A 20,343-nucleotide genomic window follows, 5' to 3' on the forward strand; every position below is an offset into this window, starting at 1 on the left:
CTTTCCGGTATCAGTTGCAGCGAGCCGTGTAGATCCGGCCGCGATGATCGCGATACTGGCAATAGCCGTTGCGCAGGTTGCGAACCAGGAGGCCCGACCCGGCGCCGACGGCCGCGCCGATCAGCGCACCCTTGCCGCCGCCGACCAGGCCGCCCACGCCGGCGCCGATCAGGCCACCGCCCACGACATCCTGCTCGGTCGTGGTGCAGCCGCTGACAGCGACAACGGCAACCATGGCAATAATCATTTTCCGCATTGAAATGCTCCTCACTTTTGTCCTCACTTTTCGGCAGTGCCAGCCGCCATTTAGCATGAAAAAACGGGCTTTGCCTGCCCGATCTTACTGTTGTTTAAGATAGTCTTTTTCGGGGCGTGCGCTGTTCGACGCGACAAGCATGCCGGAAACCTCCAGAGACGCGACCAGCGTGCCGTCGGGCCGCACGTTCCAGGCGATGTGGTCGTAATCGTCCTCCAGGGCCGGATCGACGGCCAGGCATTTGCCGATAATGCGGGGAGCCCGGCCCCGCAGGTCGCCAAGGGCGAAGGGTCTTTCGGCGACACAGGCTTGCGCGGTCTCAAAGACGCTGACCGGCACTTCGAGTTCGCGGCAATCGGTCATTGTGCTCGAGCAACCGACGACGAAGAGCAGTGCGGCGATGTGTTCCATGGCTCCAAACCTCTCGCCGCAAACAACGATTCTCGGCGAGCGAAAGTTCCGGAGCCGGGTTCAAAGCGTGGCGTCGAATTGGATGCAGGCGACGCGCTTTAAGTCCTGTTCCTGATGGCTGTCGTTTACCCGACGCTGCCGCGCAACTCTGGTCGACATGCCCGCGGTCCAAGCCGCATACGGAGTCAGAACAATTGCCAGGCTGCGGTCAGGGCCACGGCGGCGAGAAGCGCGACCGCGCCAAGGCGGAGCGAAAGATGGAATGGTCGCGGTGCCGGCTGCGGCTCGGCATCCTGGAAGCCGCTCATCGAGACACGGGCGGCCTGCTCCAGCTTGTTCATGTCGGCAACCATCATTCCAGTCTCCCAGATCGCGCGCCGGGAGGCACGGACGGGTTTCCGGCGCATCGCCAGCCGGCAACATAGGATCTGACTTTATGGTGAACAGGGGGTTAAAGGCCTTCGCTGCAAAGCTTGGCGCCATGGGGACGCAATCAATCCGTCTCGAAATTTCCATGCGGGACGGTGAGGCGGTATTCCATGCGGTCCTTGCCGATTTCGAGCGTCGCCGAGCCGTTCAGCGACATCGGCACGACGCGCTCCAGCGCCACGCTGCCAAAGCGCTTTTCATTGCGCGGCGCGTCGCCGACCGACTCCGTCCACGTCAGCAAAAGGCTGGGCGAGGTTCCGCTTTCAGGTTCAAGCCTTGCGCTCACTTCGACATGGCCGTCCGGTTGCGATAGCGCGCCGTAGCTCACTGAGTTCACAGCCAATTCGTGCATCGCCAAGCCAATATGCAGGGCGGCATTGGGATTAAGATACGGATTGTCGCCCGCGAACCGCAGGCTTCGCCCCAGATCGGCGCTGTAGCGGCCGACCTGGCCGGATACGAGTTCGTGCAGTGCCGCACCCCGCCAGTTGGAGGATGTGACCAGGTCCTGCGAGGAAGCGAGCGATTGCAGCCGGCCGCGAAACCGCGCCAGGAACTCGCCAAGCGTCTCCGTGTAGCGCCCTGTCTGTGTGGCGATGCTCTGGATGATGGCTAGGAGGTTTTTCGATCGATGGCTGACTTCGCGCAGCAATGTCTTCAGCGTCTGCTCGCGGCGTTTCTGCTCCGTCGTCTCGACCATGGTGGTGACGACGCCGAGGACTTCGCTGGTGTCACTGCGGTCGGCATCGATCCAAAGCTGGAACCAACGGACGCCCTGGCTTCCTGGAATGCTGAGCTCGAGCTGGTCCGCGTCGCCGGATTCGATCACCTTGAGCTTGGCGGCCCTTATGCGTTCGGCCTGTGCCGGCGAAAGCAGATCCTTGCCGTCGGCGGTTTCGGACGCCCAGGGCGCGCTCATGTTGCGCGCCCAGACCGTCTTCATCTGCCGATCCTGATAAAGAACCGAGATTCCGGCATTGTGCAGGGCATGAAGCAAGGCTCGCCCCACCTGCATCCCGCTTTCAGCGGGATGCATCGCGATCACCTCCGTGTCCTGATTTTCAGTCCTGTCCTTCGTGGAATCCTCGGGAGGCATTGGAACATCCCCGCACTCGGTCCTTGAACGGCTCAATCCGCAACTGGTTCCGACGCTATGCTCTCCAAAACGGTCCGCCGGACGGCGCTCTTTCGAGACGCCGCCCGGCGGTGGCTGGAAACCGTTTGAGGGGTGCGGCTTCCAGTGTCGCGGTCAGGCTCTCCTGAAGAGGCCTGCGATGAGCGAAATGATCAGGAAGGCGAGGAAGATGAAGAACAGGATTTGCGCGATGCCCGCCGATGTGCCGGCGATGCCGCCGAACCCAAGCGCGCCGGCGATGATCGCAACTACGAGAAATACGAGCGCCCAGTACAGCATGATGCGTCTCCTTGTTATGTCGGGAAAAGAACGTGGGTCGGTGCCGTTTGTTCCACCATTTGCTGAAAAAGACGATCCCCTTTGAGGGGACTTTTCAGATCGCAAACGGACGAGCGTCATGCGAGGCGCGAAGGCCTCGCATGACGCTCAAAACGGTCCAAAACTCGGAGCGGATCAGGCGGCGGCTTTGGCCTGACGGTCGAAGAACAGGGCCTGGCTGATCAGAGCCTTGACCATGTCGGGATTGAAAGGCTTGGTGACCAGGAAGGCCGGCTCGGGGCGTTCGCCGGTCAGCAGGCGTTCCGGGAAGGCGGTGATGAAGATCACCGGTACCGGCGTCGACGACAAGATCTCGTTGACGGCTTCGATGCCAGAGCTGCCGTCGGCGAGCTGGATGTCGGCCAGCACCATTTTCGGCCGCGTCTTGCCGAACATGGCCACTGCCTCGGCATGTGTACGCGCCGTGCCGACGACCCGGTGGCCGAGGCTTTCGACCATCTCTTCGATGTCCATGGCAATCAGCGGCTCATCTTCGATGATCAGCACGTCGGTCGCGACCTGTCGCGAAATCTCGTTGCTTGCCTGCGCAAGCAACTCCGAGAACTCGTCCTCGTCGACGTCGAGAACTTCCGCCGCCTCGTCCTCGCTGAAACCTTCCACGGCGACAAGAAGGAAAGCCTGCCTCGGTAGGGGCGCGATCGCGTTCAGATTGGCCGCCGCCCGCTGCTCCCAGGCTGTCTGGGCCTGCTCCTGCGGCACGCGGATGGCAACGGAGGTGAATAGCCTGGCGAAGACCTTATATAGCGCGATACGGTCGCTGGAGGCTTCGGGGAAGATATTGGTGTCGGCGATGATGGCTTCCAGCATCGCGGCGACCAGCGCGTCACCGCTCTCTTGCGACCCGGACACCGCGCGTGAGAAGCGGCGCAGGAACGGAAGATGCGGAGCGATGGTGGCGGACAAACTCATTATTTACGTCTCCCTCAGATGACGTTGCACGTTCAAGGCCATACCACTGCAAGCCCCTAGAAAACCAACGCCGGCTTTCGGAAAAAGTTCCGCCGGCTGTGGAACTAAATTAGCAGGCCGGCGTTTCGCGGTCTCGGGATGGGCAACCAGACGAAGGTTCCGCTTGCGTTGTGGTGTGAAGTCGAAGAGCGGTTCGGGTGCTGGAAACTAGGGCGACCATGAAAGAAATGTCAAAAAAGCAGATGGCTGGTGCCAAAAGCAGGCATCGGAACGGGGATGGCAACCCGCTTGGGGCGAACTCCGAAATTGCTCGCAAGCTCAAGCAATATTATGACGAGTTGGTCTCGGACCAGGTGCCGGACCGTTTCGCTCAGTTGCTGAGCCAACTGGAACAGACCGAACCTGCCCAGAAAAAGGACTGAGGCATGGCGGCGGTATCCCAGAGCTTCAAGACCGAGCTGCTCGGCGCGATCCCGAGCCTGCGTGCTTTCGCGGTGTCGCTGACGCAGAACGCCGACCGGGCCGACGACCTCGTCCAGGAAACGCTGGTCAAGGCGTGGGACAAGCATGAGAGTTTCCAGCCGGGCACCAATCTCAAGGCCTGGCTGTTCACCATCCTGCGCAACGAATTCTATTCGCAGATGCGCAAGCGCGGCCGCGAAGTGCAGGACAGCGACGGCATCATGACCGCCAGGCTTGCCGTTCATCCGGCCCAGCACGGCCAGCTCGACCTCAAGGATTTCCGCGGCGCGCTCGAGCAGCTGCCCGAGGACCAGCGCGAAGCCATCATCCTGATCGGCGCTTCCGGCTTTTCCTACGAGGAGGCCGCCGAAATCTGCGGCTGCGCGGTCGGCACGATCAAGAGCCGTGTCAGCCGGGCGCGCACCAGGCTGCAGGAGATCCTCAAGATTTCCGGCGAGGATGAATTCGGACCTGACGCGATCTCGGCGCAAGTGACAGGCTCGAACGCGGCGTGAGCCGATCGCCTGCAATTCCGATAGCATGATGGCCTCAAGCCGAGGCGACCCGGCCGCAGGCCATCGCCACGGCTTCGATCAGGTCTTCGCCCGAATAAGGCTTGGTCACCAGCTTTATGTCCGGGAATGAGCCCTTGATTTCGTCCGAATCCGAATAGCCGGAGGCGAATACGAACGGCACGCCCTCGCTCTGCAACCGTGCGGCGAAATCCAGGGTCGAGACGCCGCCAAGCATCAGATCGACGACGGCCACGTCGAAGCGCTCCGGCAGGGCCTGCCCGTCGATCTCCGCGAGCTCGCGGGCGATCGTGACGTCTGCGGCGCCATGGTCGCGGCAAAGCTGCTCGACATCCATCGCGATCAGGAACTCGTCTTCCAGGATGAGGATACGCAGTCCGTCAAGCAATGCTGGCACCTATGTCTCCTCGGCAGGGCCGCACTCATGCGCGGAATTGGCTGTCATGTCATTTAAAAAAGACATGGGGTCCGCCTCGCGGAACCCCTGCCTGACTCAAGCGTTTCCCTGCGCCCACAAGGGCAGGGATTTCGAAGAGGGGTCGAAATGTCCAGCCAAAGCGCACGTCCGGTCGCCAGCCGTCAATATCCTTGCGAAAAGTGCCCCTTGCGGCCCTTGCCTGCATTCCGTGAGTTCGACAAGCAGGAATTGTCATTCATCAGCACCTTTAAGCGCGGGGAACTTGCCGTCGACAAGGGAGCGACGGTGTTGGTCGAAGGCAGCCACAGCGCCCACCTCTACACGGTACTGTCGGGATGGGCGTTCCGCTACAAGCTGTTGCCCGACGGGCGGCGGCAGATCCTCAATTTTTCCATGCCCGGCGACCTCATCGGCCTGCAGGGCAGCCTGATGGGCGAAATGCAGCATTCCGTCGAAGCCCTGTCGCCGATGTTGCTTTGCGTCTTCGAACGCGAGCAGTTGCAGGAACTCTATCGCAACCACCCCGGCCTTGCCTATGACATAACCTGGATCGCTTCGCGAGAGGAGCGCATGCTGGACGAGAATCTGCTCAGCATCGGCCGTCGCACCGCGCTCGAGCGCGCCGCCTATCTTATCGCGTTTATCACCAGCCGGGCTCGCGGCGCCGGCCTCAACGGCAAGACGCCGGTGCAAATCCCGATCACGCAACAGCACATCGCCAACACGCTTGGCCTCTCGCTTGTCCACACCAACAAGACGATCCGCAAGCTGATGGACCGCAAATTGGTCCTGTGGCGGGATGGTGGCTGCGAAGTGATCGATTATGATGGGCTGAAGAAGCTCGCGCGCTGGGAAGGGTTGGGCGAGGAACGCAGGCCGCTGATCTAGGGCGTGTTGAGATTCAGGTGAGGCCGGCCTGCAAATGGTGGCTTCCTGCGCTTCCGGTGCTCACGTACTTTGAGTACGCTCCGCTCCGGTTCTCGGAAGCCACCATTTTCGACTCGGCCTGACCCGAATCTCAACACGCCCTAAAGTGCAGTGAGAGGCCGGACCCGGAACCATGGTGCAGAACGGGCGTTGAAACCAACGCAAACGCAAGGAGTTAGAGAATGGCAACCGCCGCAGGCAAATCCGCAACGGACCAAGCAACCACCGCCGATCTCGAGGCCGATATCGAGCAGTTGAAGGCGGATATCCAGAAACTCACGGAGCAACTCGCCAAGACCGGCCAACACGGTTACGGCGCGGCGCGGCGCGCCGCCGCGGATGGCGTTGAACAGTTGCGCGCCCAAGGCGAAGCCGCGTTCGAAAGCATGCGGGGAAGTGCGGAGGACATCGAAGCGCAGCTGATAGCCAAGGTGCGTGAGAAGCCGGTGACCTCGCTGGCGATCGCCGCGGGCGTCGGCTATCTCTTCGCCCTCCTTTCCCGCCGCTAACCGCAGATGGGGACGCTTGTCTCGCTGATCTCTGCCCTCGCCTCGGGCGAGGCCATGGCTGCCGTGCAAAGGGCGCGGATAACCGTCATCCTTTATGGGCTTGCCGCCATTCTTGCCCTTTGCGGCGTCGGCTTCCTTATCGGCGCCGCCTATATCTCGCTGGCGGCGCGCTACGGACCGTTGGCGACCAGCCTGGGCTTCGGCATCGGGTTCCTAGTGCTTGCCGGGCTGATCATCGTCATCCACAAGCTGACCGCTAACATGCGCGGCAAACGGCGCGCGCGACGGCGACAGGCCGATATGACGGCGGTGGGTGTTACCGCGGCGCTTGCCCTGCTTCCGGCATTTGCCAAGAGCAGGGGCGGACTGGCAGCCATTGCCGCGCCCGCCCTCGCGGTCGTCGCCTACGCCATCTATCGGGAGAACACCAAGCCCGCGCCGCCAAAGCAAGGTCGGGACGACCTGCATTAGGCTGTCGAGGTCTTTCGGCGTGGCGGCCCGCTTAAGCATGGCCTTCGCGGCTGACTTGCTGGCGAGCTTCAAACGCCTGCTTTGGGCCTCATTCGTCCAATGATCTTCAACGCTGTGTCACCCGCTCGGAACCTTCACGGCAAGGGCCCGTTACCCAATCGTGCCGCGCCCGAAACGCCCGCCGCCACGCAACATGGAGGCCAATCATGACCAAGATCGTTCCTGAAGACAAAGCCCGGCAGGGACACTGGGGTTGGCATGCTTTAAGGATTCTCATAGCCGGCCTGTTGCTGGCCTTCATTGCGTGGGGGGCGGCGGAGATTTACGGGGAGTTGATAAAGTCGCCGACCTCCGGCGAGCAGCATGTCCCGCAGCCGCCTGGCACCGAGCAGGGCACTGCTCCAGGCCAGCCGACCGCGAAACCCTGAAGCGCTGTCTTCAAGCTGCCTTTGCGCTGACGCCGCTTGACGGAACAAGCACGTTCAACGCGCCGGGGTGGATTTCGATCGTAGTTTCGCCCTCCAGCCTGATCAGTTCGCCGTCGAGGACGGCGCGGAATTTCCTGGCGGGCGAGAGGATCTTCAGGACAACCTTGCCGGCCTGATGAACTTCGACATGGGCGCTCTGGCGCAGCCGGCCGCGCAGCATGTCGAGCAGCAGCTTTGCCAAATGGTGACGCCGTCGCGCGACGCTGACATAGATGCCGAGCACGCCGCCGGCCGGATTGTCCGCATAGGGCAGGTGGCCCTCACCGAACAGATTGTTGGAGATGCCGATGCCCGTCGTGCGCGTCACGATCTCGGCCTTGCCGATGCTCAGGCTCACTTTTAGCGCCGGTGGATTCTTGATCGCCGCCCAGGCGGCGCGCACGGAGGCCTGCATCTTTCCAAGGCGCGAGCCGAAATCCATTTTCTCGCGCAGCTGGACCATCTTGGCATGCATGCCGACCGAGAACTGATGCACGAAAGGCTGGCCATTGGCGCTCGCCATGTCGACGGCGATCACCTCGCCATCGGCAAAGGACTGCAGCGCTGCCTCCAATGTCTGCGGAATGCCCAGGCCGCGCGCGAAGAGGTTCATCGTCCCCGCAGGTAAAATGGCCAGCGCCTTCTTCTTGTTCATGAGAAGGGACGCCGCGGTCGAGATCGTGCCGTCGCCGCCACCGGCAAGGATTACGTCGATGTTGCGCCTGGCGATGGCCTTCTCCAGCGCGGTAGCGACATCGCGGCCGGCTACGATGTCGATATCGACCGAATGTCCCGCCGCTTCAAGCGCCTGACGCAATTGTCCGGAGAAAGCGTCCATGTCGACGGTGCGGAGCGTGCCGCCGTCGTGATTAAGCACCGCAGCAAATCGCATATCCGCTCCGTATTCCCTTCAGGCCGCTTTGAGCCGCCAGGGCCCCTCAGCCGCAGGCTGGAACGAGGATGCGGCCGCAAAGGTTCCCCCGGAGGTTTGGCAACCCAGATGCTCGTGGACGGCCGTGATTGGAACAACACCCCGGTCACGACGTTGTGAACCTGTCGACACTGCCGCTCCCGACCCGCCGTTCACAGGTTGGCCGGATGAGCGCAATGCACAAATCAGGCACGAGGAGAGACCATCATGATCCGCACTCTTTTTGCGACCACCGCGATCGCTACACTGCTCGCAACCGGCGCTTTTGCGCAGACGACACCCGCTCCGGCGCAACAGGCCCCAGCGGCCGAAAATACGGCTCCGGTGCCGCGCGCCGATGGCGCGCTCATGTCCAACATCATCGGCGAATCCGTTTACAATGGCACCGGTGACGATGCCCAGGACATCGGCAAGGTCGATGACGTCGTCTTCGATTCCAGCGGCAAGGCCAAGTCCGCCATCATCGGCGTCGGCGGGTTCCTCGGCGTCGGCAAAAAGGACGTCGCCTTCGACTACGCGAAGCTGGAATGGGCCGAAAAGAACGGCGACCGCTGGCTCGTCGCGAAGTCGACCAAGGATGAGCTGAACGCCCTGCCGGCCTTCGACCGCAAGCCTTATGACCCTGCGCCGGCGCAGTCGACCGACACAACGCAGCCTACCAACAACACGACGACAGCGCAGGCTCCGGCGGCCGCACCGGCCGAGCCGGTGAAGAAGGCGGAGGGAAACCTCGCTTCCAACATCATGGGCGAGTCGGTCTATAACGGCACCGCGGACGATGCCCAGAAGATCGGCGACGTGAAGGACATCGTGCTTGCCAAGGACGGCAAGGCGGACTCGCTGGTGATCGGCGTCGGCGGCTTCCTTGGCATCGGCACGAAGAACGTCACCTATGACTTCGACAAGGCCAAGTGGGCCGAGAAGAACGGCGATCGCTGGCTGGTGGCGGAGACGACGAAGGAGCAGCTTCAGGCGCAGCCGGACTTCGACCGCAAGGCCTATGATCCGGCACCGGCCACGACGGCGGCCGCGAACAACGCTCCTGCAGCGACCACGCCTGCGGTGGTGTCTTCGGACACGACCTCCGACAAGGGGGCCAAGCCTGCAGAGCCCGCCAAGTCGACTGCGGAGGCCAAGCCTGCGACGCCGCCCGCCCAGAGCACGGCTGAAAACAAGCCGGCCGATACCGGCGCTGCTGCCACAGACGCGACCAAGACCGCTTCGATCGACAAGTCGACGCTGACGGAAATGCCCATGGGCAATATCAGGGTCGACGATCTGAAGGGGACGACGGTCTATGGCGCCAACGACGCCAAGATCGGTACCATCGGCGATGTCGTGCTGACGCCCGAAAACAAGCCGGACGCGGTTGTCATCGACGTCGGCGGCTTCCTCGGCATCGGCGCCAAGGAAGTGGCGGTCGGCATGGACAAGCTGAAATTCATGACCGACAAGGACGGCAACAAATACCTCTACACCAACTTCACCAAGGAGCAGCTGGAGGCGCAGACGGCCTATGACAAGAGCAGTTATGCCGCCAATCGCGACCAGCAGCGGATGATGCTGAAGTAAGGGAGTAGTGAGTAGGCAGTAGGCAGTAGGGAAATTCGCTGGCCAGCACTTTAGGCCGTTTGGAGTATTCTACTGCCTACCTGCCTACTGCCTGCCCCACGTACCCGGCCACGCCATCGTCCGTCAGTTCCGCCAGTGCCAGCGACTGGTCGAGGTGAGCGGCGCGCCAGGCTAGCATCTTCTCTGCGAACTCCAGCCGTACCGGCAGATAGGCCTGGTCGTTCGCCACGTTGTTCAGTTCTCCCGGGTCTTTCGATAGGTCGAACAGAAGCGGCGGCAGGCCGCCGCCGAAATGGACATATTTGAAGTCGGCCGAGCGGATGACGGCGAGGTTGCAGTCGCGCGATTCCATGCCGAAATGGCGTTCCGCTTCGCCTTCCGCGACCGTGCGAAAGTCGAACTCCCAATGCGCGGTGTTGCGCCAGTTCCCGGGCCGGTCGCCGTCAAGCCACGGCGTGAGCGAGCAGCCGTCGAGATGGCGCTGCGGCGCGGCGCCGATCAGGTCGAGCACGGTGGGAAAGACGTCGACGGCTTCGGTGAAATGATCCACGGATGAACCGGCCGAGGCTCTTCGGCGGGGGTCGCGGACGATCAGCGGAATGTGGTAGCTGGCGTCGAAGAAGCCGCCCTTTCCGAGCATGAAATGGTCGCCCATCATCTCGGCGTGATCGGATGTCAGCACGATGACGGTGTCTTCCCAGGCACCGGCGGACCTGATCGCCTGCCAAATGCGGCCGAGTTGCGCGTCGACCTCCGAAATCATCCCGTAATAGATCGCGCGGATACGGCGGAAATTCTCCTCGCTCCAGTCCGGCACCTTGCCCTCCATGCCCGGAACGAATTTCGTTCTTTTCTGGAGGGCGAGATCGTAGGCGAGGTAGGGGTGGCTCGCGGCTTCAGCTTGGGGGTTTGCCGCGCGCCTGAAGGCAGGACCTTCAGCCGGATCGTACATCACGTTGTAGGGCTCCGGCACGATGAAAGGCGGGTGCGGGCTGATGAAGGAGATGTGCGCGAACCATGGCGCGCTCTTCTCCTGCTCGCCAAGCCAGCGGATGAATTCGCCAGCCAGGAAAGCGCTCGGCGTCTGGTCCTTTGTGTAGATCGGAGGCGCGTTGGTCACGTCGCCCTTGTCCTGTCCGCCGGCTGGACGGTGGATGTCGGGGCTTCCGGCGCTTGTGTCGATGCCTTGCGCGCGCAGCCACGACAGCCACTGCTTCTGATGCTCGGGCAAAGCCTGCCGGACGGTGAAGCCAGGCAGCACGCCTTCATAACTGCGCAGGCGCGGATCCCCCGCCGCAAGCTGGCGCGGATCGAGCGCGACATCGGTGTAGCCGAACAGGGTTGGATCGTAGCCCGCCGCGCGCGCCGAAAGTGCGATGTTGCCATGGCGCGCGTCGAGCGGCGTACCGTTGCGGCAGACGCGATTGTTCATCTGGTAGAGGCCGGTAAAGAGACAGGCGCGGGCCGGAGAGCAAGGCGCTGCCCCGCCATAATGGCGGCGGAAGAGCACGCCCTCGGCTGCGAGCGCATCCGCATTTGGCGTCCTCACCACCGGGTGGCCGGCCGCCGACAGGCAATCGCCACGCCATTGGTCGCAGGTGATCAGGAGAACATTCGGGTGGTGAGGCTGGTGGTCCAAGATGGTCTCCGTGTGGAAGCGCCCAGATGGAACGGAAATCATAAGCGGTGCAAGCCTGTGACGGTGATAGATTGGTGAACATATTTCGGACAGTCGTTCACTTTTATGACACAGTCCATTCTGTGTTTGACCGCTTTGCCGCAGGCTCGCCTATCCTCATATTGGCGTGGACAGCGGCGAGGGCCGCGCAAGAACAAAGGAAGGAGCGATCATGCTCAACCAGATCCAGGGCCTGCATCACGTCACCTCGATGGCGAGCGACGCACGCCGCAACAATGACTTCTTCACGAAAAAGCTCGGCCTGCGCCGGGTGAAGAAGACCGTCAATTTCGACGCGCCGGATGTCTATCACCTCTACTATGCCGACGAGGTCGGCACGCCGGGTTCGGTGATGACCTATTTCCCGTTCCCCGATATCGGCAAGGGCCGGCACGGCGTCGGTGAAGTCGGCACCACGGTGTTCTCGGTGCCGGACGGCACGCTCGCCTATTGGGAAAAGCGCTTCGCCGATGAAGGCGTCGGCAACGTGGCGCGTAGCGAAAGTTTCGGCGAGAAGCGGCTCACCTTCACCGGTCCTGACGGCGACAGCTTCGCGCTGGTCGAGGACAAGGCCGACAGCAGAGCGCCCTGGGTCAAGGGCGGCGTTCCCTCCGACGAGGCGATCCGCGGCTTTCACTCGGTCTCGCTCCGGCTGAAGGATGGCGGCGCCACGGAGGAGCTCTTGAAATTCATGGGCTATGAGGAGGTCGACAAGTCCGGCAACGTCCGCCGGCTGGCGATCAAGAACGGCAATGGCGCCGATGTCGTCGACATCGAATCGCTGCCGGGCGCCGGCTTCGCCAATCTCGGCGCCGGCTCGGTGCACCACGTTGCCTTCGCGGTCGAGGATCGCGCCAAGCAACTCGAGGTGCGCAAGGCGCTGGTCGACACCGGTTACGGTGTGACGCCGGTTATCGATCGCGACTATTTCTGGGCGATCTATTTCCGCACGCCGGGCGGCGTGCTGTTCGAGGTGGCCACCAACGAGCCCGGCTTCGACCGCGACGAGGACACCGCCCATCTTGGCGAGGCGCTGAAGCTGCCGTCGCAGCATCAGCATCTCAGACTTTACCTCGAAGAGCATCTGCAGAAGCTGGAAGACTGAAGCCATGAGCAAGGACGCTTACATCCACAAGATGCTGCCCGGTTCGCCGGGCAGCCCGCTGCTCTTCGTCTTCCACGGCACCGGCGCGGATGAGAACCAGCTTCTTGGCTTCGGCCGCGAGCTTGTGCCTTCGGCGACGATCATCTCGCCGCGCGGCGATGTGTCGGAGCATGGTGCCGCGCGTTTCTTCCGCCGCACCGGCGAGGGCGTCTACGACATGGACGACCTGACGCGCGCGACATCGAAGATGGCGGGCTTCGTCAAGTCGCATGTCGAGGCGGTGAAACCGTCGGCCGTGTTCGGCCTCGGCTACTCCAATGGGGCCAACATCCTGGCTTCGGTGGTGTTCGCCGAGCCCGGCCTGTTCGACGCCGCGGCGCTGATGCATCCCCTGATCCCGTTCGAACCCGATGTCCAAGGCAGCCTTGCCGGCCGCCACATCCTGATCACGGCCGGCAGGCGCGACCCGATCTGCCCGCCCAATTTGACGTCGCGGCTCGAGGCCTATTTGCGCGCCGACGGCGCCGATGTCACAGTGGAATGGCACGACGGCGGGCATGAGGTTCAGCCGAATGAAATCGAAGCGGCGCGGCGGTTCTTCGCGCCGGCGCCGGCTCCAAATCAAAGAGATGGAGCATGATGTCGTCCGAAAACCGCTTCACACTTTTCGGCATCATGCTCTGAGGAGACAAGTAAAAATGGCTGACCAACTGCCCGAGATCGAACTGGAAGACCGCGGCTCCAAGGGGCGCTATGTGCTGCGCGGCCCCGGCGGCGCCGAGGCCGAGATGACCTTCACCAAGATCGGCGAGCACCAGCTCATCATCGATCATACCGAAGTGACGGACGTGTTTCGCGGCCAGGGCGCCGGGCTCCGGCTCGTCACCCGCGCCGTCGAGGACGCGCGCGCCGCCGGCAAGAAGATCATCCCGCTCTGCCCCTTCGCCAACGCCCAGTTCCGCCGTCATCCGGAATGGGCGGATGTGCTGAAGCAGTAGCGCCTTCTCCTTCTCCCCTTGCGGGAGAAGGTGGATCGGCGCGTAGCGCCGAGACGGATGAGGGGTGCTCCAGCGAAGTGAGACGTCGGCGTTCCCTGGAACACCCCTCATCCGTCGCCTTCGGCGACACCTTCTCCCACAAGGGGAGAAGGGAAAGAGCCATTTGCACCGCCCGGCCATCTTGCCTAAGTTGACGGTTCGCTTCGGACGAACTCCGTCGTCCCGCCCGTCACTGATTTGAATGGCTCCCCTGATGACCGATACTGACCTGATCCCCGTTTTCGACGGACATAACGACACGCTGCTTCGACTCTACCAGTCGAAGGAAGCCGACGTCGAAAAACTGTTCATCGACGGGACGCCGGGCGGCCATATCGACCTGCCGCGCGCCAAAAAGGGCGGCTTTGCCGGTGGCATGTTCGCGATCTTTCCGCCGCCGGTCGAAAAGTCTAAGCGCAGCGCGGTGCCGCCGGCGCCGAGCGACAACGAGCCCTTGCCGCCTGAACTGCCGCAGGCCGAGGCTATCACCTCCACCATCGGCATGGCTTCGATCCTGTTCAGGCTAGAGCGCGCCGGCGCGCTGACCGTCTGCCGCAGCGCCGGCGATGTGCGCGCCGCCATGGCGAAAGGCTCGATCGCGGCGATCTTCCACATCGAAGGCGTCGAGGCGATCGATCCTGAACTTGCCATGCTCGACGTGCTGCATGCCGCCGGGCTGCGCTCGCTGGGCATCGTCTGGAGCCGCCCGAACGCCTTCGGCAACGGCGTGCCGTTCCGCTTTCCCTCCTCGCCCGATACCGGGCCTGGCCTCACCGATGCCGGTAAGGCGCTGGTCAAGGCCTGCAACCAGCTCAGGATCATGATCGACCTGTCGCATCTCAACGAGAAGGGTTTTCGCGACGTGGCCGAGCTCAGCGACGCGCCGCTGGTCGCGACCCACTCCAACGTGCATGCGATCTGCGGCCATTCGCGCAATCTGACCGACTGGCAGCTCGGCGCGATCCGCGAATCGGGCGGCATGGTCGGCCTGAACTTCGCCACCGGCTTCCTGCGCGAGGATGGCCGCATGAACGCCGACACCAGCATCGACATCATGGTGCGCCATATCGACTCGCTGCTGCAGGCTCTGGGCGAGGATGGCGTGGGTCTCGGCTCCGATTTCGACGGCGCCATGATCCCGGCCCCGATCGGCGACGTCGCCGGCCTGCCCAAGCTCATCGACGCGCTCGCCGCGCGCGGATTCGGACGCGCGCTGATCGAGAAGATCGCTTATCGAAACTGGTTGAGCGTGCTGGAAAGAACCATAGGGTGAAGTGGACCGGCCGTCTTTCGTAAACGGTTCATGCCCCTTGTCGGACAATGGGTGCGTCATGCTCACATATGTCTACTTCGGAACAAATGACCTGAAGCGGGCCACAGTGTTCTATGATGCCGCGCTAGCGCCGCTGGGCATGGAACGCTGCGTCACCGGCGATCCTGACTGGGATAGCATTTCTGCTGGCTGGGGCACCTACGAGGATGGCGGCTTGCGCGAACTGGCGTTCTGGATCGGAAAGCCATTCGACCAAAAAGTCGCGACAACGGGAAATGGCAGCATGGTCGCGTTCAGAGCGCGGTCATGGAAACAGGTCGACGACTTTCATGCCGCAGCCCTCGCCAAGGGAGGAAGTTGCGAAGGTCCCCCTGGCCTGCGATTGCACTACAGCCCGGACTTCTATGCAGCTTATGTGCGCGACCCAGACGGCAACAAGCTCGCCGCTGTCTGTCGCGGCGTGCAGGCACCCTGACACTAGAGCGTTTCACCGTTTCAGGAAACGGCGAACCGCTCTATCTCTTTGTTTTGACGCAATTCCTGACGGAAAACCGCTCACACTTTTCCTGGAATTGCTCTAATTTAAAGGCCCATCCGCTTCAGCCATTCCTTGCCGACGCCGCGGTCGCGGATGATCGGCAATGGATTTTCATGATCAAGCCGGGCGCAGATGCGATAGACCTCCAGCGTCTCGGCATTCATCTCGCCGCGCTTGAAAAAATACATCGCCGCCGCGTAGCGGGTGCGGCCAGACCACATCTCGCCCGGCGGCGTGTTGACCAACTCCCACTGCTCGGCGGCTTCCGCCTCCACGTCTTCGGCTTCGCTTGCCATCTCAGAAATCCGCGGGCGGGTTGGCGGTGCGGCGGTCGAGCTTGATGAAGGGCCGCGGCACCACTTTCGCCCGCTTCATCAGCTTCTGGTACTGCAGCTCGCGCATGGCGTAAATCTCGACCCAGAGGTCGTCGACGATGGTGTCGCCATAAGGCCGTTTGAGCGAGGCGAGCGCGATGTTGCGTTTGGCCATGGGCGACCACATCGCCGCGCTGACCAGCCCGACCTCCTGGCTCTTGCGATAATAGACGATGGCGTGCTCGGCCGGGATGTTGCCTTCGATCTCCAGCCCGACCAGCACATGGCGCAGCTTCTTCCTGGCGCGCGCTTCGAGGATGGCGCGGCGGCCGTTGAAATGTCCCTTGTCCGGATCGATCATAAAGCCGAGTCCGATCTCGTCGGGCATGCGCAGACGGTCGGTGCGGATGGCATGCTCGGACGTTGTGAAGTCGGCATTGGCGACGATCAGGCCGGCTTCCAGCCGGGCTCGGTTCAGCGCCGTGTAGCCGATGGCGCGGATGCCGCGCAATTCGCCCGCGGCCATCAGCCTGTCCCATAGGCTCAGCGCCTTGTCGGCCGGTACGAACAGCTCGTAGCCGAGATCCCCAGTGAAGCCGGTGCGTGAGATGGTCACCGTCGCGCCATCATGCTCGAACTCGGCCAGGTCGAAAACTTTCAGCCGCTCGACACCGACGAAGCCCGCGTCGCGCAGGATAGCGAATGAGGTCGGGCCTTGCAGCGCCAGGCCGGCGACAGCCTCTGTCTCTTCCTCGACGCTGACCTCATAGCCGATGGCACTGTCGAGCAGCCAGGGCAGGTGCCGCTCCTGCGAGCACAGCCGGAAGCGCGTCGGCGACAGCCGGAACAGCGTGCCGTCGTCGAGCACGAAACCCTCGTCGTCGCACCAGGCGGTGTAGTGGACGCGGCCGGGTTTCAGCTTGGTGACGTCGCGCAGGGTGACGCGATCGAGATAGGCTTCGGCGTCCGGACCCTCGATCCGATATTTGGTCATCGGCGAGATGTCGAAGAGCGCCGCCTGGCTGCGGATGGCGAAATATTCAAGCTCCTCGTCCCACAGCGAATGCGGCGCGCGATAGCCGGCCCAGCTGTACCAGTCCTGCTTCAGCCCCAGCGCGTCGATGCGCGGCTGGAAGGGAGTGCCCAGCCGCAGCGTGCGGAAGTGGGATTGTGCCGCGCTGCGCGCGGAGTTGATTTCCACATGACGAATCATGACGGCGTTCCTTCGCGCCCCCCTCTGTCCTGCCGGACATCTCCCCCACAAGGGGGGAGATTGGCCGTCGCCCTGGCTTTCGCCAATCGCCAACGTTGCGGGAGGTGAGCCGGGCGTGCGGACAGCTGATCTCCCCCCTCGTGGGGGAGATGGCCGGCAGGCCAGAGGGGGGCGCCGTGGAGCGCTGCGTTTGTGAATAGCGAAATCATCCTCATGCCCTCATCGCGATGATGCGGCGCGCGGCGTTGAGGCCGGGCGCGCCGGAGATGCCGCCGCCCGGATGCGAGCCGGCACCGGCAAGGAACAGGCCTTCGAGCGGCGTGTCATAGCCCGACCAGCCGGAGACCGGCCGCGACATCAGCATCTGGTCGGCCTGCAACTCGCCATGGTGCCAGTGGCCGCCGGGCATGCGGTAGCGATCCTCGATATCAGCCGGCGTCAGGAGCTCGGCGTGGCGCACCGTCGCGCCGATGCCAGGCGCATAGGTTTCGAGCTCACCCATGATCGCCTTGAGGAATTTTGGCTTGCCGGAGGTCCAGCCCTCTTTCAACGCATAGGGCGCGTATTGCACCACGGCCGAGAGCACGCAGGCGCCGGATGGCGCGAGCGAAGGATCGGCGAGGCTGGGGAGCGTGATCTCCATAACGGGCTCCGGAGAAAACTCCCCATATTTCGACGGGTTGAAGGCGCGCTCGACATGGTCGGGCGAAGGCGCGATGACGAGGCGGCCCTTGTGACCGGCGGTATCGACGCCGGTAAATTGCGGCGGCCGGTCGAGCGCCAGATGGAGCTTGGCTGCGTCGCCTTTCATGCGGATGTTCCTCACCTTGCGCACGAAGCCGGTATCGACCTCACGCGGCCCGACGAGATCGAGGATCGTCGTCGCCGGGTTGACGGCGGAAACGACGGTCTTTGCGCGTAGCGCCTCGCCGCTCTGCGTGACGACACCGATGGCGCGGCCCGTTTCGACGATCACCCTGGCGACCGGCGAAGCGTGGCGGATGGAAACGCCGGCCTTTTCCGCCGCGGCGCGGATGGCGGCGACGACGGCGCCCATGCCGCCTTTCGGCTGGACTTGCGCGCCGGCGAGGCCGCCGATCTCGCCGGCAAGCCTGTAATAAAGACCGAGCAGCGAGGTCGGCGAGCGCGGTCCGAGATGCGAGCCGAGCGTCGCATCGAAAGCAAGCAGGCCCTTCAGCCGGTCGTCCGAAAGCTGCTCGTCGAGCAGGTCGTAGACATTCATCAGGAGCACGCGCAGGAAATCGCGCATGTCTTCCTTGCCGAGCCGCTTCAGCGCCAGCGCCGTCTGGCCAAGCCCCGTCATTTCCGCGAGCGACATGTTGCCGAGGTCCGGCGGCCGGCGCGACTGAAAAGGTTTCAGCACGCCGGCATAGCGCAACAGCTGCGCGCGCAGTTCCTTCCAGGCGGATTGCTCCGCCGAGCTTGCGCCGGTCAGCACCTCGCCATAGGCGCCGTGCAGCGTAAGCGGGCCGTTCTTGGACAGCGCGACCGAGGGCACGAAGTCGCCGCGCTCGACTTTCAGCCCGTGGCGCTCCAGCTCCAGAGTCTTCACCACATCGGGATGCAGTCGGTTGAGCAGATGGGCGACGGCGGAGACGCGAAAACCCGGCGCGAATTCCTCGGTGCGGGCCGCGCCGCCGACCTCCTTGCCGGCTTCGAGCAGCAGCACCTTACGGCCGGACTCGGCCAGTGTCGCAGCGGCGACGAGGCCGTTGTGGCCGCCGCCGATGACGATGGCGTCCCAGTTCAAATCAGATGACGTCATGGGCCGGGCTCATATGCAGGGTTGGCTTGGCGAGGTCGCGCAGGATCTCGGCGGCGGCGTTGCGGCCGGGCGCGCCCATGACGCCGCCGCCCGGGTGGGTGGAGGATCCGCACATATAGAGCCCGCCGACCGGCGAACGGTATTGCGCGTAACCCGGCACCGGGCGGTTGAAGAGCAACTGGTCGAAGGTGAGCTCGCCCTGGAAGATATTGCCTTCGGTGAGGCCGACCTCGGCCTCGATCTCGCGCGGCGTGCGCACTTCCATGTGGACGATGCGGTCGCGGAAGCCGGGCGAATATTGCGCGATCTGGGAAATCACGCTTTCGGCGAAGCCGTCGCGGTCGGCGTCGGTCCAGTCGCGCCCGCCTATCTTGGGCGGCGCGTATTGCACGAAGCAGCTCATGAAGTGCTTGCCCGGCGGCGCCATGGTCGGGTCGAGCGTGGTCGGGATCATCATGTCGAGGAAGGGATCGGAAGACCAGCGCCCGGCCTTCCAGTCGTCATAGGCGCGCTCCATGCGCTCGATGGAATCGGTGAAGTGCATGTCGGCGCGGTAGATCGGCGAGTCCTTCGGCAAAGCCGGGAATTCGGGCAGAGAATCCAGCGCGATGTTGACCTTGCCCGACGAGCCGCGGATCTTGAAGTTCCGCACACGGCGCAGGAAGATGTCGGGCAGTTCCTTCTCCTCGACCAGCTTCAGGAAGGTGCGCTTGATGTCGGCATTTGAGATGACGAGCTTGCCATAAATCTCCTCGCCGCCGGCGAGCACCACGCCCTTGGCCTTGCCATTTTTGATCAGCACATGGTCGACCTCGGCGCCGGTGCGGATGGTGCCGCCGGAGGCCTTGAAGGAGGCGGCCAGCGCCTTGGTGACGGCGCCCATGCCGCCGCGCGCATAACCCCAGGCGCCGACCGAGCCGTCGACCTCGCCCATATAGTGGTGGAGCAGCACGTAAGCCGTGCCGGGCGACATCGGCCCGAGCGCAGTGCCGATGATGCCGGAGAGCGCGAAATTGGCCTTGATGACGTCGGTCTCGAAATACTCGTCGAGAAAGTCCGAGATCGACATGGTCCAGAAGCGCAAGGTCAGCGCCGTCTCTTCAGCCGACAGGCCGGCGAATTTTTTCCCCAGATAGAGCAATTCGCCGAGGTCGCGCGGCCGAAAACTGGTCGGGTCGGGCGCGGTGCGCATCAACAGCGGCTGGATGAAGCGGCACTGCCTGGTGACGTCGCGCGAGTAGCGGTCATAGGCCTCGGCGTCGCGCTTCGAGAAGCGGGCGAACTCGCGGCGATGCGCGTCGTGATCGCGGTAGTTGGCGAGATAATCGCCGTCGCGCGTGAACACGGCACCGCCCTCGTAGGAGATGACCTGCAGGCCGAAGCGCGGCAGCTCCAGGTCGCGCATGATCTCGGGCCTGAACAGCGAGCAGACATAGGAACAGTTGGAATAGAGGAAGCCCGGCGTCAGTTCGCGGCTGGTCGCCGCGCCGCCGACCCAGTCGTTCTTCTCGACCACCAGCACGTCCAGTCCGGCGCGCTGCAGGTAGCAGGCGTTGACAAGCCCGTTGTGGCCGCCGCCGATGACGATCGCGTCCCAGGCCTTCATGTGCGCAGAACCTCCATCCGGTCG

General features: G+C 63.4%; 25 protein-coding genes. 12 read left to right on the top strand and 13 right to left on the bottom strand.

From position 1 onward, the window contains the following. Positions 1 to 10 precede the first annotated feature (10 nt). From CK230_RS08815 to CK230_RS08835, 6 genes are all read right to left on the bottom strand, one after another. Entirely contained in the window at positions 11 to 256 is a 246-nt protein-coding gene (locus CK230_RS08815; RefSeq protein WP_027166589.1) for a YMGG-like glycine zipper-containing protein, read from the bottom strand. A gap of 84 nt (positions 257 to 340) precedes the next feature. Continuing rightward, positions 341 to 667 (bottom strand): hypothetical protein, encoded by a 327-nt coding sequence (locus CK230_RS08820; protein ID WP_095816780.1) that lies wholly within the window; start codon positions 665 to 667, stop codon positions 341 to 343. 185 nt (positions 668 to 852) lie between these two features. Beyond that, positions 853 to 1,023: a hypothetical protein gene (locus CK230_RS33065; protein ID WP_176480052.1), complete on the bottom strand. Its 171-nt coding sequence runs from the start codon at positions 1,021 to 1,023 to the stop codon at positions 853 to 855. Positions 1,024 to 1,160: 137 nt separating this feature from the next. Next, positions 1,161 to 2,192 (bottom strand): sensor histidine kinase, encoded by a 1,032-nt coding sequence (locus CK230_RS08825; RefSeq protein WP_095816781.1) that lies wholly within the window; start codon positions 2,190 to 2,192, stop codon positions 1,161 to 1,163. A 153-nt stretch (positions 2,193 to 2,345) separates the two neighbouring features. Then, positions 2,346 to 2,510: a DUF1328 domain-containing protein gene (locus CK230_RS08830; protein ID WP_095804584.1), complete on the bottom strand. Its 165-nt coding sequence runs from the start codon at positions 2,508 to 2,510 to the stop codon at positions 2,346 to 2,348. Between the two features lie 174 nt (positions 2,511 to 2,684). Continuing rightward, complete coding sequence (locus tag CK230_RS08835) at positions 2,685 to 3,479, bottom strand: response regulator (RefSeq protein WP_095816782.1); 795 nt, start codon at positions 3,477 to 3,479, stop codon at positions 2,685 to 2,687. A 218-nt stretch (positions 3,480 to 3,697) separates the two neighbouring features. Between CK230_RS08835 and CK230_RS08840 the strand changes: the two genes are divergently transcribed. Continuing rightward, on the top strand, positions 3,698 to 3,901 hold the full coding sequence (locus CK230_RS08840; protein ID WP_095816994.1) for a NepR family anti-sigma factor: 204 nt from the start codon (positions 3,698 to 3,700) through the stop codon (positions 3,899 to 3,901). A 3-nt stretch (positions 3,902 to 3,904) separates the two neighbouring features. After that, a complete protein-coding gene (locus CK230_RS08845) occupies positions 3,905 to 4,456 on the top strand; it encodes an RNA polymerase sigma factor (RefSeq protein WP_027166584.1) in 552 nt (183 codons plus the stop codon). Positions 4,457 to 4,490: 34 nt separating this feature from the next. On the opposite strand, the gene CK230_RS08850 is transcribed toward CK230_RS08845, so the two are convergent. Beyond that, entirely contained in the window at positions 4,491 to 4,871 is a 381-nt protein-coding gene (locus tag CK230_RS08850) for a response regulator (protein WP_095816783.1), read from the bottom strand. A gap of 147 nt (positions 4,872 to 5,018) precedes the next feature. Here CK230_RS08850 and CK230_RS08855 point away from each other — a divergent pair, with 147 nt between their 5' ends. From CK230_RS08855 to CK230_RS08870, 4 genes are all read left to right on the top strand, one after another. Then, the gene (locus CK230_RS08855; RefSeq protein WP_095816784.1) at positions 5,019 to 5,780 is read left to right on the top strand and encodes a Crp/Fnr family transcriptional regulator; all 762 of its coding nucleotides are present in this window, start codon (positions 5,019 to 5,021) and stop codon (positions 5,778 to 5,780) included. A 221-nt stretch (positions 5,781 to 6,001) separates the two neighbouring features. Then, a complete protein-coding gene (locus CK230_RS08860; protein WP_095816785.1) occupies positions 6,002 to 6,328 on the top strand; it encodes a DUF883 family protein in 327 nt (108 codons plus the stop codon). Positions 6,329 to 6,334: 6 nt separating this feature from the next. Next, complete coding sequence (locus tag CK230_RS08865; RefSeq protein ID WP_095816786.1) at positions 6,335 to 6,799, top strand: phage holin family protein; 465 nt, start codon at positions 6,335 to 6,337, stop codon at positions 6,797 to 6,799. A 206-nt stretch (positions 6,800 to 7,005) separates the two neighbouring features. Continuing rightward, on the top strand, positions 7,006 to 7,227 hold the full coding sequence (locus CK230_RS08870; protein WP_095816787.1) for a hypothetical protein: 222 nt from the start codon (positions 7,006 to 7,008) through the stop codon (positions 7,225 to 7,227). 10 nt (positions 7,228 to 7,237) lie between these two features. Here CK230_RS08870 and CK230_RS08875 read toward each other — a convergent pair whose 3' ends face one another. Next, positions 7,238 to 8,158: a diacylglycerol kinase family protein gene (locus CK230_RS08875; protein ID WP_095816788.1), complete on the bottom strand. Its 921-nt coding sequence runs from the start codon at positions 8,156 to 8,158 to the stop codon at positions 7,238 to 7,240. A gap of 246 nt (positions 8,159 to 8,404) precedes the next feature. On the opposite strand from CK230_RS08875, the gene CK230_RS08880 reads away from it, so the two are divergent. Next, the gene (locus CK230_RS08880; protein ID WP_095816789.1) at positions 8,405 to 9,769 is read left to right on the top strand and encodes a PRC-barrel domain-containing protein; all 1,365 of its coding nucleotides are present in this window, start codon (positions 8,405 to 8,407) and stop codon (positions 9,767 to 9,769) included. A gap of 76 nt (positions 9,770 to 9,845) precedes the next feature. Here the strand turns inward: CK230_RS08880 and CK230_RS08885 are convergent, their stop codons facing one another. Continuing rightward, the gene (locus tag CK230_RS08885) at positions 9,846 to 11,408 is read right to left on the bottom strand and encodes an alkaline phosphatase family protein (RefSeq protein ID WP_245429862.1); all 1,563 of its coding nucleotides are present in this window, start codon (positions 11,406 to 11,408) and stop codon (positions 9,846 to 9,848) included. Positions 11,409 to 11,619: 211 nt separating this feature from the next. Between CK230_RS08885 and CK230_RS08890 the strand changes: the two genes are divergently transcribed. From CK230_RS08890 to CK230_RS08910, 5 genes are all read left to right on the top strand, one after another. Beyond that, a complete protein-coding gene (locus tag CK230_RS08890; protein WP_095816995.1) occupies positions 11,620 to 12,552 on the top strand; it encodes a VOC family protein in 933 nt (310 codons plus the stop codon). 4 nt (positions 12,553 to 12,556) lie between these two features. Continuing rightward, the gene (locus CK230_RS08895; protein WP_095816791.1) at positions 12,557 to 13,192 is read left to right on the top strand and encodes an alpha/beta hydrolase; all 636 of its coding nucleotides are present in this window, start codon (positions 12,557 to 12,559) and stop codon (positions 13,190 to 13,192) included. 58 nt (positions 13,193 to 13,250) lie between these two features. Then, positions 13,251 to 13,550, top strand: a complete 300-nt coding sequence (locus CK230_RS08900) for a GNAT family N-acetyltransferase (protein ID WP_095816792.1) — start codon at positions 13,251 to 13,253, stop codon at positions 13,548 to 13,550. Between the two features lie 253 nt (positions 13,551 to 13,803). Further along, positions 13,804 to 14,862: a dipeptidase gene (locus tag CK230_RS08905; RefSeq protein ID WP_095816793.1), complete on the top strand. Its 1,059-nt coding sequence runs from the start codon at positions 13,804 to 13,806 to the stop codon at positions 14,860 to 14,862. A gap of 58 nt (positions 14,863 to 14,920) precedes the next feature. Then, entirely contained in the window at positions 14,921 to 15,337 is a 417-nt protein-coding gene (locus CK230_RS08910) for a VOC family protein (protein ID WP_095816794.1), read from the top strand. A gap of 107 nt (positions 15,338 to 15,444) precedes the next feature. Here the strand turns inward: CK230_RS08910 and CK230_RS08915 are convergent, their stop codons facing one another. The 4 genes from CK230_RS08915 to CK230_RS08930 form a co-directional block, all read right to left on the bottom strand. Beyond that, positions 15,445 to 15,696: a hypothetical protein gene (locus CK230_RS08915; RefSeq protein ID WP_095816795.1), complete on the bottom strand. Its 252-nt coding sequence runs from the start codon at positions 15,694 to 15,696 to the stop codon at positions 15,445 to 15,447. Position 15,697: 1 nt separating this feature from the next. After that, complete coding sequence (locus tag CK230_RS08920; protein ID WP_095816796.1) at positions 15,698 to 16,927, bottom strand: aminomethyltransferase family protein; 1,230 nt, start codon at positions 16,925 to 16,927, stop codon at positions 15,698 to 15,700. 211 nt (positions 16,928 to 17,138) lie between these two features. Beyond that, the gene (locus CK230_RS08925; protein WP_095816797.1) at positions 17,139 to 18,713 is read right to left on the bottom strand and encodes an NAD(P)/FAD-dependent oxidoreductase; all 1,575 of its coding nucleotides are present in this window, start codon (positions 18,711 to 18,713) and stop codon (positions 17,139 to 17,141) included. Next, entirely contained in the window at positions 18,700 to 20,319 is a 1,620-nt protein-coding gene (locus CK230_RS08930) for an NAD(P)/FAD-dependent oxidoreductase (protein WP_095816798.1), read from the bottom strand. Before CK230_RS08930 ends, CK230_RS08925 begins: the two co-directional genes overlap by 14 nt. Positions 20,320 to 20,343: the final 24 nt, after the last annotated feature.

Source organism: Mesorhizobium sp. WSM3859 (assembly GCF_002295065.1).
Taxonomy (GTDB): Bacteria; Pseudomonadota; Alphaproteobacteria; order Rhizobiales; family Rhizobiaceae; genus Mesorhizobium.